Below are 15,344 nucleotides of genomic sequence, written 5' to 3'. Positions count from 1 at the left end.
ACAGGTAGGGTAATGACGATTTCTCGACGAGGGTTCATAGCGGGGCTGGCGCTGACCGGTGCGGCAGTTCCGGCAGCGTATTACGCGCATCGGGAACTCACCCGGGTCGACCTGCCGGAAACGCCGGGCGAAGCGACGGCTGGGCCTGCCGATACCGCCACCCAGCGCCTGGCCGACAAGTTGCGCGGTGTGTGGACTCTGCGCTTTGAGGGGCGCGATGCCGGGCTGAGCGGTGCGCCGCTCGAAGGCCTGGAAATGTTTCTCGATATTGCCCCGCGCGGTCGCGGTCTGCGCGGCTATATCGACACGGCCGGGCAATTGCGCGGCGATGTGCTGCCGCGTTTTCGGGTGATTGGCGATCTGCAACCGGCCAACGCCGCAAGACTCTATCTGCGGGTCATGGACGGGCATGCCGGCAATGATCCGCACAGCGACAGCCCGGATTACGAATTCAGCCTGACCCTCGATGAAGTCTGGGGCGCGTTCGGTAACGCAGGCAGCGGCACCTTGAGCGGGCGTATTGAGCGTCTGGACCGACCGCTGGCTCTGCCGGAACTGGACAACCGTCTGATCGCGATCAAACAGGTGTTTCCAGAGGCGCGGGAAAGGGTTGGTCTGAGTCCGCCGTTTCTGGCCTGGCTGGTTTCCAGGGAGCATCGTCTGTTCCATCAGCTCTGGCATGCCTCGCGAGACAAATGGCACAAGTTGCCGGAAGGCAAGCGTGACGCATTGCGCGGCATCGGCTGGCAGCCGGGGCCGCGTGATCATGAGCGCGATGCGCGTGGCCCGCACAAGGACCGCAACGGCTCGGGTGAAGACTTCTTTTATATGCACCGGCACATGCTGATCCAGGCGCGCAGGATTCAAGACTTGCCGTCCTGGCCGCGTTTTCCGCTGCCGCAGCCTGAGCTGGAACGCGACCGCCTGGGCTTTGCCCGCTATTTCGACAATCACGACGGTTGTTCGCTGCCGCCCAACTGGCTGGCGCATGGTGACGAGGAATACACACAGCTGGTCAGCGATATCAAAAGCCACGAGACGTTTCATACGCATTTTCAGGTCTGGGAATCGCAGTATCGCGATCCGCGCTTTTTGTCGAAGCTGACCCTGGGCCAGTTTGGTTCGCAGGTCGAACTGGAACTGCACGACTGGCTGCACATGCGCTGGGCCTCGGTGGCCCGAGATCCGGCCAACGGCCAGCCGGTGCCGATGGCACGTCGTTCGGATGATTTTGCCGAGCGCTGGTTCGAGCCGGAAAACGACTTTCTCGCCGACCCGTTTTCATCGCACGTGAACCCGGTGTTCTGGATGTTCCATGGCTGGATCGACGACCGCATCGAGGACTGGTTCCGCGCCCATGAGCGCTTTCATCCGGGCGAGGTGACGCGCCTGGAGGTCAACGGCGTGCCGTGGTTTGCGCCAGGCCGCTGGGTGAATGTCAGCGATCCCTGGCTGGGGCCGGACACCCACGGTTGCAGCACAGTGCCCGGCCAGGCTGCAGGCACGACCATGGAAATGGACCCGGAAGTCATGAAGCTGGCGCTGCGGATTACTTTTGCTGCGGATGACAGGTTGAGCAACCTGCTGCGCCGTGTGCCGCGCCGGCCGTGGTATGCCCGGAATCTGTTGCCGGACAGGTGGTTTTGACGAACGACGGTTGAGATTGTCGTTCCGTACGCTCCAGCGTGGGAGTGCAGTTCTCGACGCTCTGCGTCGCAAGAGGACGCAGAGCGTCCGGAACGGCATGACGACGCGGAGCGTCGCACGATAATTGAGTTATCCGCGCGGAGCGTCGCACGATAGTGGTGGGATTATCGTTCCTTGCGTGACGCTCAGCGCACCTGCCAGCCCCCACCCAGTGCCTTGTACAGCACGATGCTCGCCTGCAGGCGCGCCAGCCGCAGTTGCACACTGACATCCTGCGCCAGGTACAGCGTGCGCTGGGTTTCCAGTACGGTGAGCAGGTCCTCGGCGCCTTCCTGGTAGCGGCTCTGGGCGATGCGGAAGGCGGTCTGCGCTTGCTTGAGCTCTTCTTCGTGCCAGTAGCGCTGCTGATCCAGGCCACGAATGCTGTTCAAGGCTTTTTCCACGTCGGCGAAGCTGTTGATGATTGCGCCGCGATAGGTTTCCAGCAGCTCTTCCTGACGCGCTGTGGCCTTGTCGCGCTCTGCAGCCAGGCGGCCATTGTTGAAGATCGGTCCGACCAGCCCGGCAGCGAGGCTGCTGAACGGTGCGCGCAGCCAGTCTTCGGCGCGGGTGTTTTCGGTGCCGAGCCTGGCGCTCAGGGTCAGTTTCGGCAGCATGGCGGCGCGGGCGATGGTGACATTGGCCTGTGCCGCCGCCAGTTCGGCTTCGGCCTTGGCCAGATCAGGGCGGCGGGTCAGTAGTTCGCTGGGCAGGCCGGGGCCGATGTCCGGCCAGTTCAGGGTGTCGAAGGGCTGATCCGCGAGATGCAGATTCTGCACCGGCTGACCGAGCAAGGCCGCCAGGGTGATCAACTGCTCGTTGGTCAGTTGCTGAACACGGGGCAGTTCACGCTGCTGGGTCGCAACCAGATTCTTCTGCTGCGCCAGCTCCAGAGCGGTAGCTGAACCCGATTCATAGCGCGTCTGCACCAGACGCAGCACGTCTTGTGCGTTGGTCAGGTTCAGTTCGGCAATTCGCCCTTGCTCGCGCGCCGCCAGGGTTTGCGCATAGCGATCGGCGACGTTGGCCAGCAGGGTCAGCTCCACGGTCGCCTGATCGAACTGGCTGGCGCGCAGGCCCTGTAGTGCGCTGTCGCGTCCCGCTGCGATGCCGCCCCAGAAATCCACTTCATAGCTGGCGGTCAGGTCGCTGGTGAAGTTGTTGGTGTTGTTGTCATCTGAAGGGTTGGCCTTGCGGTCGCTGTTGCGCACGAATTTGTTGCGTTCACCGCGCACGTCAAACGCCAGCTCCGGCAGTAACGGCGCGCCGCCGATGATAGCGCTGGCCTGCGCCTGACGAACCCGCGCCATCGCCGCAGCGACTTCGTGGCTGTCGCGGCTGGCCTGTTCGATCAGGCGATTCAGCTGCGGACTGCCGAACTGCCGCCACCAACGCACATCGCTGCGCTGTGCGGCGGCGTTTTCGGCAAACGCCCAGCTTGCTGGTGGCTGGATGCCGCTGTCCAGCGGCGGAGCAGGCGTCTGGCAAGCGCTCAGCAACAGGCAGGCAGTCAAAACGGAGAGACTGGTCTTCATTGATCGATCATTCACTGGTGAGGGCCGCGACCGGGTCGAGGCGAGCAGCTTTGCGGGCCGGCATGAAGCCGAAGATCACGCCGGTGATCAGGGCGCAGGCAAACGCCCCGGCCACAGCCGGCAGGGTGAACGCCACCGCCACCTTACTGAGCAGCAGCGCTGCGCCCATGCCCAGCGCCAGCACGATACCGGCCAGCCCGCCGACCACGGAAAGCATCACTGCCTCGGTGAGGAACTGCCGCAAGATGTCGCTCTGCCGCGCGCCGGTGGCCATGCGGATGCCGATTTCACGGGTGCGTTCGCGCACCGTCATCAGCATGATGTTCATCACGCCGATACCGCCGACCAGCAAAGAAATGGCGGCAATCGAGCCGAGCATCAGCGACAGGGTATTCTGGGTGCGTGCTTCGGCCTGGATCATCGCGGCGTTGTTGGTCAGCTCGTAATCCTGTTTGCCGTGATGCAGTTGTTGCAGCAGGTTGCGTATTGATTGTTCGGCCTGTTTGACGTTGTTGGCGTCGCGGGTGGCGATGGTGATGTACTCGGGGTCCTGCGTGCCGAACAGGCGGATGCTGGCCGACGAGTAGGGGATGGCGATGCGATTGTCGCTGTCCAGATCGCCCGACGTGGCGCCTTTTTCCTGCAGCACGCCGACCACCTGAAAAGGCACGTTTTCGATCAGGATGTACTGGCCGACAGGGTCGGTCTGCTCGTCGAACAGTTTCTGGCGAACCTTGTGGCCAATCACAGCCACTGCCGCTGCGTTCTGCTCATCCGCCTCGCTGAAATAACTGCCTTCCACCACCGGCCAGTTGAAGATCGCCGGAAAGTGCGTGTCATTACCGCCGACGTAACTGGAGTGATCGACGTTGCCGTAGCGCACCCCGGCCTGGCCGCCGTTGACCGGCATGATCATTTTTACCTCGGGCAACTCGCCCAGCGCGGCGACTTCCTCCAGGGTGATGACGCCCTTGGGCGCACGCGGATTGGGCGCCTTGCCGTTGAGGTAAATGATGTTGGAGCCGAACGACGACATCTGTGCCATGACCTGACGCTTGCTGCCCTCGCCGACGGCCAGCATCACCACCACCGACGCCACGCCGATGACGATGCCCAGCAGCGTCAGCGCAGTTCGGAAGCGGTTGATCCACATGACGCGCCACGCCGCCTGAACCGCATCGAGCAGTTCGCCTTGCCAGGCGCTGTGACTGCCGCTGCCCTCGCTCAGGCGCTTGCGCAGGTCGACCGCTTGCAGCGCGGCTGGATTGTCTACAGGCGGCGTGGACCGGTCATTGGCGGTATCGCTGATCACCAGGCCATCACTGATCTCGATGACCCGTTTGGCGCGCGCCGCCACTTCCCGGTCATGGGTGATGAGGATCACCACATGGCCCTGGCTGGCCAGTTCGTCGAGCAGGGTCATCACCTCCGCGCCACTGTGGCTGTCCAGCGCACCGGTGGGCTCGTCGGCGAGGATGATGTGCCCGCCATTCATCAAGGCGCGGGCGATGGAAACCCGTTGCTGCTGGCCGCCGGACAACTGATGCGGTCGATTGCCGGTGCGCGACGCCAGGCCCAGCCGGTCGAGCAGGGCGGCGGCCCGCGCGTGACGCTCTGCGGCGGGCGTCCCGGCATAGATCGCCGGCATCTCGACGTTTTCCTGCGCCGAGCCGGACGGAATCAGGTGATAGCCCTGAAACACGAACCCGAACGCTTCGCGGCGCAGCCAGGCGAGTTCGTCGCTGCCCAGCGCGGCGACGTTTTCTCCGGCGAACAGGTATTCGCCCGAGGTCGGACGGTCCAGACAACCGAGGATGTTCATCAGTGTCGACTTGCCGGACCCGGAAGCGCCGACAATCGCCACGAACTCACCGGCATGAATCGACAGATCGATGCCGCGCAGCACGTTGACCAGCGGGCTGTCGCCTCCGCCGTAGGATTTGCGGATGCCTCGCAGGTCGATCAGCGGCGTGCGCATTCAGCCCCCGCTGCCGACGGAGGCGGGCACCAGCAGGCGTTCACCTTCATTCAGGCCGTCGAGTACCTGCACGCGCAGACGGTCGCTGATGCCGGTGCGCACCTGACGGTTCTGCACCTCGCCATTGGCAGATAGCACCTGGGCGGTCTGCCTATCAGTCTGCGCCCCGTTTCGCAACGCCGCGAGTGGTGCGGTGAGGGTGTTCTCGGCTTTTTCGGCGACGAAGAATATCTGTGCGGTCATTTCTGCCATCAGCGCCTGATCGCTGTTATCCACGTCCAGCAGCACGGTGTACAGCACCACACGGCCACCGCCGTTCTTGCGCGAACTGCTTGGGCTGCCACCGCCCTGATTGGCTTGATCCAGCGGCCTGGGCGGTACTGGCAGGATCTGCCGCACGGTGCTGCTCCAGCGCCGGTTGCCGCCGCTCAGGGTGGTGAAATAGGCAGTCATGCCGGGTTTGACATGGCCGATATCGGCCTCCGAGACCTCGGCCCAGACCGTCATCGGCGACAAGCGGGCGATGCGCAGAATCAGCGGTGTCTGTTGTTGCGCGTTCAATGTCTGGCCTTCGCGTGCGTCGAGTGCCACCACTGTGCCGCTCATGGGCGCGAAAATACGGGTGTAGCCCAGCGCCGCTTCGTCGCTGCGCAGGGCGGCCTGGGCTTCGAGAATCTGCGCCTTGAACATATCGACCCGTGCCTGGGTGGCGCGAAATTCCGATTCTGCAGCCTGCACGTCCTCGGCCCGTGTGGCACCGCCTGCGGCGAGGCGCTTCTGGCGCTGCTGCTTCTGTTCGGCCAGTTCGTGCAGCGCACGCTGTTCCTGCAATTGCGCCTTGAGGTTATCGATGGCGTAGCGTGCGGCGTCGAGCTTGGCTTTTTGCGTCGAAGGGTCGATCTCGACCAACAGGTCGCCTTCCTTGACCTGGTCGCCGACCTGAGCGTGGATTTTCATGATCTGCCCACTGGCCTGCGAACCCACGTCCACGTAGCTGCGCGGCTGCAGGGTGCCGAGCGCCGTGACGCTGTTTTCGATCGTGCCGCGGGTCACCGTCACAGTCGCGGCGCTGCCTTTGCTGTCGGGCAGGATCTGCCAGGCGCATACGGCAATGACCGGGAACAGGCACAGCGCCACCAGGAGGGCGCGTCGAGGATGTCGAGAGCGTTTCATGCAGATTCCTGCGCTGGGAGATCAGTCGGTCGGTGAACGACGGCCACGAGAGCTGCCCTTTAAACGAGGCATGCCGGCAGGAATTTAGCGTCGAACACGGGTTATCCGCTTCGGCTAAACATCAGCGTCCGTGCTTCGTTTAACGGGAGCGGCTAATTCGGGTCGTCTTGTCGAGTTGGAGTCAGCGTGAATATGTCCAGACCCCTGTGCGGTTTTCTGTTTGCAGGTCTTTCATTGGCTGTGATTTTGCCCGCGCAGGCCTTGGTTGAGCCTGGAAATCAGGCGGCCAGGGCCGAGATCCGGCGGACCGGTTTTGGCGTGCCGCATATCGTTGCCGCCAATGAGCGCGGTCTGGGCTACGGCATCGGTTATGCCTACGCGCAGGACAACCTGTGCCTGCTGGCCAATGAGGTCGTTACCGTAAACGGCCAGCGCTCGCGCTATTTCGGCCCGGACAAGGCGACCCTTGAGCAGCGCAACAACATGGCCAGTGACCTGCTGTTCCAGTGGCTCAATACGCCGCAGGCACTGGCGGATTTCTGGAAGGCGCAGCCGCTGGAGATTCGCCAGTTGATGCAGGGCTATGTCGCCGGTTACAACCGTTCGCTGGCCGAGCAGACCACCCAAGGCCTGCCGCAACCCTGTGCGGCCGAGTGGGTCCGGCCGATCAGCACTGATGACCTGGTGCGTTTGACCCGTCGCCTGCTGGTCGAGGGGGGCGTGGGGCAGTTCGCCGAAGCGCTGGCCGGTGCCACGCCGCCTGCGCTGCAGAAGCCACTGCAGGTAAATACTCAGCAGGTTCAGGCGCTGCAACTGGCCGCAGCGCGTAATCAGCGTTTTGCCCTGGAGCGCGGCAGCAATGCAGTGGCAATAGGGCGCGAGCTGTCCGCCAACGGGCGTGGCATGCTGCTGGCCAATCCGCATTTTCCATGGGCTGGCGGCATGCGTTTCTATCAAATGCACCTGACCATTCCCGGCAAACTCGACGTGATGGGCGCAGCGCTGCCGGGCCTGCCGCTGATCAATATCGGCTTCAATCAGCATCTGGCCTGGAGCCATACCGTCGACACGTCGAAACACTTCACGCTGCATCGCCTGCAGCTCGACCCGAAGGATTCCACCCGTTACCTGCTGGATGGCCAATCGGTTGCCATGGGCAAGCAGCAGGTGAGTGTCGAGGTGAAGCAAGCGGATGGCAGCCTGAAGTCGGTGCCACGCATCGTCTATTCGTCCATATTCGGTCCGGTGGTGCAATGGCCGGGCAAGCTGGACTGGGATAGTAAGTTTGCCTTCAGTCTGCGTGATGCCAACCTGCAAAATGATCGGGTGTTGCAGCAGTGGTATGCAATGGACAAGGCCGACAGCCTCAAGGCGTTTGAGGATTCGGTGCACAAGATCCAGGGCATTCCGTGGGTCAACACCCTGGCAGTCGATGCCAAGGGGCAGGCGCTGTACATGAACCTCTCGGTGGTGCCGAACGTTGACGCCGCCAGGCTTGCCCGATGCAGTGATCCGCGCATCGGCACGGAACTGATCGTGCTCGACGGCTCGCGCAGTGAATGCAACTGGAAGGTCTCCGCAGAGGCGGCACAAGCCGGTATCTATCCGTCCTCGCGCCAGCCGCAACTGCTGCGGACCGACTTAGTGCAGCACTCCAACGATTCGGCGTGGATGGTCAATCCCGCAGCGCCGTTGAAGGACTTTTCGCCGCTGATCAGCCAGGACGGCCAGCCGCTGGGACAGCGAGCGCGTTTTGCGCTGGATCGGCTGGAGAGCCTGAAGAAGGCGGGCAAGATCAGCGTCGAGAACCTGCAAGCGATGGTCATGGACAACGAGGTCTATCAGGCCGGGCAAGTGCTGCCGGATCTGCTCAGTTTCTGTGCTTCGGAGCTGGGTGATGATGCGGCGCGTCTGACGCCGCTGTGTACCGCGCTGGAAGCCTGGGATGGACGCGCTGACCTGAACAGTGGCATCGGCTTCGTGTACTTCCAGAGAATCGTGACGTCCATGCAGGCTGTTGCCTCGCGCTGGCGCGTGGAGTTCGACCCGCGGGACCCGGTTCACACGCCGAGCGGGCTGGCGATTGAGAACCCTCAGGTCGCCACTGCATTGCGCGCTGCCATGTTGGCCGCAGTGGATGAAGTGACCAAGGCAGGCAGTAAATGGGGCGACATTCAGGTCTCCAGCATCAGCGGCAAGCAGATCCCTATTCATGGCGGGCCGGCCGGGCTGGGCGTCTACAACGCCATGCAGACAATCGCTGGCAAGGACGGCAAGCGTGAGGTGGTCAGTGGCACCAGCTACCTGCAGGTGGTGTCGTTCGACGAGCAGGGCCCCAGGGCGCAGGGTCTACTGGCGTTCTCGGAGTCGAGCAATCCACAGTCAGCCCATTCAAGCGACCAGACTGAGGCGTTTTCAAAAAAGCAGTGGCAAGCATTGCCGTTCACTGATCAGCAGATCAAGGCTGATCCTGCGTATGAGGTGCAGGTGATAAGCGAGGGGGCCAATCGCTGAAAGAGGCAAGAAAAGCGTTTGGGCCATGCGGCCCAAATGCGTTGCCGGGAATCAGCCGCCGGGTGTATCAATGTCAGCGTCAACGCCAGTGGTGGGCTGATGATTGCGTAAATCCTCGGTTTTTTCTTCCGGCTCATGGTCAGGCACATAGGCGCTGTCGCTGGTTGACTGGCTCTGCGACTGAGTCTGTGGCTGGCTTGGGGAAGGCGTCTGGCCCTGGCTCTGGCCATTGCCCTTTTCAGTCTCGGGTTTTACGTCCCCGACCTGCGGCTCGATTGCCGGATCGTTGCGGTCCGGGCCCGGGCTGGCAGGTGCGTCCTGATTTGGCGTCGGTTCTTTCTGACGTTGCGGTTCGATAGACATGAGTACCTCGATATCTGGTTCAGAAAATGTGCTGACAGAGTTTCGAGGCAGGTTTTTTCAGATCGTTCGATGGAAAGTGCCCAGCGGAGCAGGGAGCTGGGAGCTACAAGCCGCAAGCTACAAGCAAGAGCGGTTCTGCTTTTGCTTGCAGCTTACGGCTTGCAGCTTACGGCTTGCAGCTTAAAGCTTAAAGCTTAAAGAACCTGCTTGATCGCGTCACACACTACGTCGATGTTCTTCTGATTCAGCGCGGCCACGCAGATACGCCCGGTGTCCAGCGCGTAGATGCCGAACTCGCTGCGCAGGCGCTGGGCCTGTTCGGCGGTCAGACCGGAGTAGGAGAACATGCCGCACTGACGCGCGACGAAGCTGAAGTCCTGACCGGCCGGGTTATCAGCCAGACGCTCGACCATCGCCTTGCGCATGCCCTGGATGCGCAGACGCATTTCGCCCAGTTCCTCTTCCCACATTGCACGCAATGTCGGGTCGTTAAGCACCGCTGCGGAGATGATCGCACCGTGGGTCGGCGGGTTGGAGTAGTTAGTGCGGATCACGCGTTTGACCTGGGACAGGACGCGAGTGGTTTCTTCCTTCGATTCGGTAATGATCGACAGCGCGCCGACGCGTTCGCCATACAGCGACAGCGATTTGGAGAACGAGCTCGAGGCGAAGAAGGTCAGGCCCGACTCGGCGAACAGGCGCACTGCCAGCGCATCTTCCTGAATGCCCTGACCGAAGCCTTGGTAGGCCATGTCCAGAAACGGTACGTGGCCCTTGGACTTGACCACTTCCAGCACTTTTTTCCAGTCATCCAGGCTCAGGTCGACCCCGGTCGGGTTGTGGCAGCAGGCGTGCAGCACGACTACCGAGTTGTTCGGCAGGTTGTGCAGGTCTTCGAGCATGCCGGCACGGTTCACGTCGTGACTGGCAGCGTCGTAGTAGCGATAGTTCTGCACCGCAAAGCCCGCGGTTTCGAACAGCGCGCGATGGTTTTCCCAGCTCGGGTCGCTGATGGCGACGACGGCATCGGGCAGCAACTGCTTGAGGAAGTCGGCACCGATCTTCAGTGCGCCGGTGCCGCCGACCGATTGGGTGGTCAGCACACGGCCCGAGGCGATCAGCGGCGAATCGGCGCCCAGCAACAGTTTTTGCACGGCCTGGTCATAGGCGGCAATACCGTCGATCGGCAGGTAGCCACGCGGCGCATGCTGGGCGACGCGGACCTTCTCGGCTTCGGCCACGGCGCGCAGCAGGGGAATGCGCCCGTCTTCATCACAGTAGACGCCTACGCCAAGGTTGACCTTGGTGCTGCGGGTGTCGGCGTTGAAGGCTTCGTTGATACCCAGGATCGGATCACGGGGTGCCATTTCGACAGCGGAAAACAGGCTCATTGTGCGGCGGCTCTTGGTGAAGAGTGGGAGGGGACACGCTGAGGCTCGATGCGCCAAAGCGGTGCGCAAACAGAGCGTAGTATAGAGAGCATCCCCTCGGTGATCGACAGTGCAGGGCGGGTTTTTTACAGGTTTTTGCGCATATTTGTAGAACGTTCGTTCAGTTAAAACCTCAATGCTTTAAGTGGGTGGCTTGAAAGGCTGATATATGACTCCATCTATTAGCCATCACTTCAAAACATCGCACGCCTGCTTCCCGGTGGGAATGGCCGTTTGCGATGGATTCGTCGTTGCGCGCCGTCATGCGCCGACGAATATTTCCAGTTGTGCCGTCGAGGCGGTCAGGTCGCGGAAAGATTCACGCGAACCCGTCACGCGCACCATTCAAGAGGTCAGTTATGTCCGAGTTCCAGCTCGTTACCCGCTTTGAGCCAGCCGGCGATCAGCCCGAGGCCATTCGCCAACTGGTCGAAGGGATCGACGCCGGGCTCGCGCACCAGACCTTGCTCGGGGTGACCGGCTCGGGCAAGACGTTCAGCATCGCCAACGTGATTTCGCAGATCAAGCGCCCGACGCTGGTGCTGGCGCCGAACAAGACCCTGGCCGCGCAGTTGTATGGCGAATTCAAGGCGTTTTTCCCGAACAACGCCGTGGAATACTTCGTTTCCTACTACGACTACTACCAGCCCGAAGCCTATGTGCCGTCGTCCGACACCTTCATCGAGAAGGATGCGTCGATCAACGACCACATCGAGCAGATGCGTTTGTCGGCGACCAAGGCGCTGCTGGAGCGCAAGGATGCGATCATCGTCACCACGGTGTCGTGCATCTACGGTCTGGGCAGTCCGGAAACCTACCTGCGCATGGTCATGCACATCGACCGCGGCGACAAACTCGATCAGCGTGCCTTGCTGCGCCGCCTGGCCGACCTGCAATACACCCGTAACGACATGGACTTTGCCCGTGCGACATTCCGGGTGCGCGGTGATGTGATCGACATCTACCCGGCCGAATCCGATCTGGAAGCGATTCGTATCGAGCTGTTCGATGACGAGGTCGAGAGCCTGTCGGCGTTCGATCCGCTGACCGGCGAGGTGATCCGCAAGCTGCCGCGCTTCACCTTCTACCCGAAAAGCCACTACGTCACCCCGCGCGAAACGCTGATCGAAGCGATGGAAAACATCAAGGTCGAGCTGCAGGAGCGTCTCGAATACCTGCGCAGCCAGAACAAACTGGTGGAAGCCCAGCGTCTTGAGCAGCGCACCCGTTTCGACCTGGAAATGATGCTGGAGCTGGGCTACTGCAACGGTATCGAAAACTACTCGCGCTACCTGTCGGGCCGTCCGTCCGGTGCGCCGCCGCCGACCCTGTTCGACTACCTGCCCCCGGATGCCTTGCTGGTGATCGACGAATCCCACGTCAGCGTGCCGCAGGTCGGCGCGATGTACAAAGGTGACCGTTCGCGCAAGGAAACCCTGGTCGAGTACGGCTTCCGCCTGCCATCGGCACTGGATAACCGGCCGATGCGCTTCGACGAGTGGGAGGCGATCAGCCCGCAGACTATTTTTGTCTCGGCGACCCCGGGTAACTACGAGGCTGAGCACGCCGGGCGTATCGTCGAGCAGGTGGTGCGTCCGACCGGCCTGGTGGACCCGCAGATCGAGATTCGTCCGGCGCTGACCCAAGTCGACGATCTGCTGTCGGAAATTCACAAGCGTGCTGCCCTCGAAGAGCGGGTGCTGGTGACCACGCTGACCAAGCGCATGTCCGAGGATTTGACCGACTACCTGAGCGACCACGGGGTGCGCGTGCGTTACCTGCACTCGGACATCGATACGGTGGAACGCGTCGAAATCATCCGCGACCTGCGCTTGGGGACGTTCGATGTGCTGGTGGGCATCAACCTGCTGCGTGAAGGTCTGGACATGCCGGAAGTGTCACTGGTGGCGATTCTCGATGCCGACAAGGAAGGCTTCCTGCGCTCCGACCGTTCGCTGATCCAGACCATTGGCCGGGCGGCACGGAACCTCAATGGCCGGGCGATTCTGTATGCCGACCGGATTACCGGGTCGATGGAGCGTGCCATCGGCGAGACCGAGCGACGTCGCGAGAAACAGATCGCCTTCAACCTGGAACATGGCATTACGCCCAAAGGCGTATTCAAGGACGTCGCCGACATCATGGAAGGCGCCACCGTGCCCGGCTCGCGCAGCAAGAAGCGCAAAGGCATGGCCAAAGCCGCCGAAGAAAACGCCCGCTACGAGAACGAACTGCGCTCGCCGAGCGAGATCAACAAACGCATTCGCCAACTGGAAGAAAAAATGTACCAACTGGCCCGCGACCTGGAATTCGAGGCCGCCGCACAAATGCGCGACGAAATCGGCAAACTGCGCGAGCGGTTGCTGGCGGTTTGATGGGCTAGCCGACGCTTGCGTCAATCCGCGCTGACCTGCATGCCAATGCTCCGTGTTGGCAGGCAGGTCGTTACGCTCTGTGTCAAAAGTCTTCAGTGCCGCACAACGTCATGCCGCGCCTCTATGAGGCCGCCATACGCGCTTTTCGATCACGATGGCACAGACGACGCAGAGTGCGACGTAAGTGCCAGGGCGAAGGAACCCGACGAAGTCGGGCCGGAAACCGGAGCGAGGGGGTTTGCCTACTTTGGCCCCATCAAAGTAGGTCGCCGAGGGGCGAAAAGGTGACCTGAGCCGAACCCCAATCCACCTGAAAAAGAAAAACCGCCGTGTGACGCAGAGCGTCACGAACTGCATGCCAACGCGGAGCATTGGCACGATAATCAGCTGAATTTGTTTACAGCTCCGGGCGCGGAGCATGTGGAACGAGAGACGTCCGGGCAATTGCCTTTCTTGCTGGAGCCCCATGCCCCCGGCCTGTTAACATTCCGCGCTTGATCGACCTAATTCGGGATTTTCCATGACCACCGTTCGTACCCGCATCGCGCCATCGCCCACAGGCGACCCCCACGTCGGCACGGCCTACATCGCGCTGTTCAACTACTGCTTTGCCAAACAGCATGGCGGCGAGTTCATCCTGCGCATTGAAGACACCGATCAACTGCGCTCTACCCGCGAGTCCGAACAGCAGATCTTCGACGCACTGCGCTGGCTGGGCATCGACTGGAGCGAAGGCCCCGACGTCGGTGGTCCTCACGGCCCCTACCGCCAAAGCGAGCGCGGCGACATCTACAAGAAATACGCGCAGCAACTGGTCGACATGGGTCATGCCTTCCCGTGCTTCTGCACCGCCGAAGAGCTGGACCAGATGCGCGCCGAACAGCAGGCCAAGGGCGAAACCCCGCGCTATGACGGTCGTGCCTTGCTGCTCACCAAGGAAGAAGTCCAGCGCCGCCTGGATGCCGGCGAGCCACACGTGATCCGCATGAAAGTGCCGACCGAAGGCGTCTGCGTGGTACCCGACATGCTGCGTGGCGAAGTCGAAATCCCGTGGGACCGCATGGACATGCAGGTCCTGATGAAGACCGACGGCCTGCCGACCTACTTCCTCGCCAACGTCGTCGATGACCACCTGATGGGCATCACCCACGTATTGCGCGGCGAAGAATGGCTGCCATCGGCACCCAAACTGATCCTGCTGTACGAATACTTCGGCTGGGACAAGCCGCAACTGTGCTACATGCCGCTGCTGCGTAACCCCGACAAGAGCAAGCTGTCCAAGCGCAAGAACCCCACCTCGGTGACTTTCTACGAGCGCATGGGCTTCATGCCCGAGGCGATGCTCAACTACCTGGGGCGCATGGGCTGGTCGATGCCTGACGAGCGCGAGAAGTTCTCCTTGCAGGAGATGGTCGACAACTTCGACCTGTCGCGTGTTTCGCTGGGCGGGCCGATCTTCGATATCGAGAAGCTTTCCTGGCTCAACGGCCAATGGCTGCGTGATCTGCCGGTCGAGGAGTTTGCCTCTCGTCTGAAGACCTGGGCGCTGAATCCTGACTACATGATGAAGATCGCACCGCATGTGCAGGGCAGGGTAGAGACCTTCAGTCAGGTCGCACCGCTGGCCGGCTTCTTCTTCGCAGGTGGTGTCACGCCTGATGTGAAGCTGTTCGAACACAAGAAGCTGTCCCCGGAGCAGGTTCGTCAGGTGATACAGTTGATCCTTTGGAAGCTGGAATCGCTGCGTCAGTGGGAGAAGGACCGCATCATGGGTTGTATCCAGGCGGTGGTTGAACATCTCGAACTCAAGCTGCGTGATGCCATGCCACTGATGTTCGCTGCGATCACCGGTCAGGCCAACTCTGTCTCGGTGACCGATGCGATGGAAATTCTCGGTCCGGACCTGACCCGCTTCCGGCTGCGTCAGGCCCTCGATTTGCTGGGCGGTGTTTCCAAGAAAGAAAACAAGGAATGGGAAAAGCTTCTGGGCTCTATCGCTTGAGGCGTTACCTGTTCCTGTGAATCGCCCCCGGTTTTCCGGGGGTTGAATGGTAAGTGGTTGTATTACCGACAAAAAAGTTTGCAGATTGTAGAAAATAAATTTGACAGCCCTGTCGCTCACGCTTAATATGCGCCCCGTCCACTGATGTGGGGCTTTAGCTCAGCTGGGAGAGCGCCTGCATGGCATGCAGGAGGTCAGCGGTTCGATCCCGCTAAGCTCCACCAAATTTAGCGTTGCAGAGTGCTGCTACACTGCTCTGGAATGATGTGAAACAAGCGGATCCAGCGA

9 protein-coding genes and 1 tRNA gene are annotated in these 15,344 nt (G+C 61.6%); 5 read left to right on the top strand and 5 right to left on the bottom strand.

The features are described 5' to 3' along the window. The first annotated feature begins 12 nt into the window (after positions 1 to 12). Positions 13 to 1,647 carry a PvdJ/PvdD/PvdP-like protein gene (locus JOE29_RS14870; RefSeq protein WP_210079653.1) on the top strand — a complete coding sequence of 545 codons (1,635 nt, stop codon included), beginning with the start codon at positions 13 to 15 and terminating at the stop codon, positions 1,645 to 1,647. A 185-nt stretch (positions 1,648 to 1,832) separates the two neighbouring features. Here the strand turns inward: JOE29_RS14870 and JOE29_RS14865 are convergent, their stop codons facing one another. Genes JOE29_RS14865 through JOE29_RS14855 form a run of 3 tightly spaced genes read right to left on the bottom strand, consistent with a single transcriptional unit; the run spans position 1,833 to position 6,372 of the window. Next, positions 1,833 to 3,221, bottom strand: coding sequence for an efflux transporter outer membrane subunit (locus JOE29_RS14865; RefSeq protein WP_210079652.1), 1,389 nt, complete (start codon positions 3,219 to 3,221; stop codon positions 1,833 to 1,835). A gap of 7 nt (positions 3,222 to 3,228) precedes the next feature. Further along, entirely contained in the window at positions 3,229 to 5,199 is a 1,971-nt protein-coding gene (locus JOE29_RS14860; protein WP_058446428.1) for a MacB family efflux pump subunit, read from the bottom strand. Next, entirely contained in the window at positions 5,200 to 6,372 is a 1,173-nt protein-coding gene (locus tag JOE29_RS14855; protein ID WP_032660570.1) for an efflux RND transporter periplasmic adaptor subunit, read from the bottom strand. It abuts the gene before it with no gap. A 192-nt stretch (positions 6,373 to 6,564) separates the two neighbouring features. Between JOE29_RS14855 and JOE29_RS14850 the strand changes: the two genes are divergently transcribed. Further along, a complete protein-coding gene (locus JOE29_RS14850; RefSeq protein ID WP_210079651.1) occupies positions 6,565 to 8,886 on the top strand; it encodes an acylase in 2,322 nt (773 codons plus the stop codon). A 51-nt stretch (positions 8,887 to 8,937) separates the two neighbouring features. On the opposite strand, the gene JOE29_RS14845 is transcribed toward JOE29_RS14850, so the two are convergent. Both JOE29_RS14845 and JOE29_RS14840 read right to left on the bottom strand, forming a co-directional pair. Further along, entirely contained in the window at positions 8,938 to 9,249 is a 312-nt protein-coding gene (locus tag JOE29_RS14845) for a hypothetical protein (RefSeq protein WP_058446432.1), read from the bottom strand. Between the two features lie 194 nt (positions 9,250 to 9,443). Then, positions 9,444 to 10,640, bottom strand: a complete 1,197-nt coding sequence (locus JOE29_RS14840) for an amino acid aminotransferase (protein WP_096114104.1) — start codon at positions 10,638 to 10,640, stop codon at positions 9,444 to 9,446. A gap of 398 nt (positions 10,641 to 11,038) precedes the next feature. Between JOE29_RS14840 and uvrB the strand changes: the two genes are divergently transcribed. The 3 genes from uvrB to JOE29_RS14825 all read left to right on the top strand — a co-directional run bounded on the left by uvrB (position 11,039) and on the right by JOE29_RS14825 (position 15,280). Next, a complete protein-coding gene (gene uvrB / locus JOE29_RS14835) occupies positions 11,039 to 13,054 on the top strand; it encodes an excinuclease ABC subunit UvrB (protein ID WP_024649959.1) in 2,016 nt (671 codons plus the stop codon). Positions 13,055 to 13,574: 520 nt separating this feature from the next. After that, on the top strand, positions 13,575 to 15,056 hold the full coding sequence (gene gltX, locus JOE29_RS14830) for a glutamate--tRNA ligase (protein ID WP_074907936.1): 1,482 nt from the start codon (positions 13,575 to 13,577) through the stop codon (positions 15,054 to 15,056). A 148-nt stretch (positions 15,057 to 15,204) separates the two neighbouring features. Further along, positions 15,205 to 15,280 (top strand) — tRNA-Ala (locus tag JOE29_RS14825). Positions 15,281 to 15,344 lie beyond the last annotated feature (64 nt).

The sequence above is a fragment of the Pseudomonas sp. PvP009 genome, from assembly GCF_017832995.1.
Classification (GTDB): domain Bacteria; phylum Pseudomonadota; class Gammaproteobacteria; order Pseudomonadales; family Pseudomonadaceae; genus Aquipseudomonas; species Aquipseudomonas syringae.
This window is presented reverse-complemented; position numbering and strand designations above follow the sequence as displayed.

Excerpts from the sequence above, each read along its gene's own strand:
- JOE29_RS14845 (WP_058446432.1), bottom strand. The coding sequence starts at position 9,249 with ATGTCTATCGAACCGCAACGTCAGAAAGAACCGACGCCAAATCAGGAC.
- uvrB (WP_024649959.1), top strand. The coding sequence starts at position 11,039 with ATGTCCGAGTTCCAGCTCGTTACCCGCTTTGAGCCAGCCGGCGATCAG.
- JOE29_RS14870 (WP_210079653.1), top strand. The coding sequence starts at position 13 with ATGACGATTTCTCGACGAGGGTTCATAGCGGGGCTGGCGCTGACCGGT.
- JOE29_RS14850 (WP_210079651.1), top strand. The coding sequence starts at position 6,565 with ATGTCCAGACCCCTGTGCGGTTTTCTGTTTGCAGGTCTTTCATTGGCT.
- JOE29_RS14865 (WP_210079652.1), bottom strand. The coding sequence starts at position 3,221 with ATGAAGACCAGTCTCTCCGTTTTGACTGCCTGCCTGTTGCTGAGCGCT.
- JOE29_RS14855 (WP_032660570.1), bottom strand. The coding sequence starts at position 6,372 with ATGAAACGCTCTCGACATCCTCGACGCGCCCTCCTGGTGGCGCTGTGC.
- JOE29_RS14860 (WP_058446428.1), bottom strand. The coding sequence starts at position 5,199 with ATGCGCACGCCGCTGATCGACCTGCGAGGCATCCGCAAATCCTACGGC.
- gltX (WP_074907936.1), top strand. The coding sequence starts at position 13,575 with ATGACCACCGTTCGTACCCGCATCGCGCCATCGCCCACAGGCGACCCC.
- JOE29_RS14840 (WP_096114104.1), bottom strand. The coding sequence starts at position 10,640 with ATGAGCCTGTTTTCCGCTGTCGAAATGGCACCCCGTGATCCGATCCTG.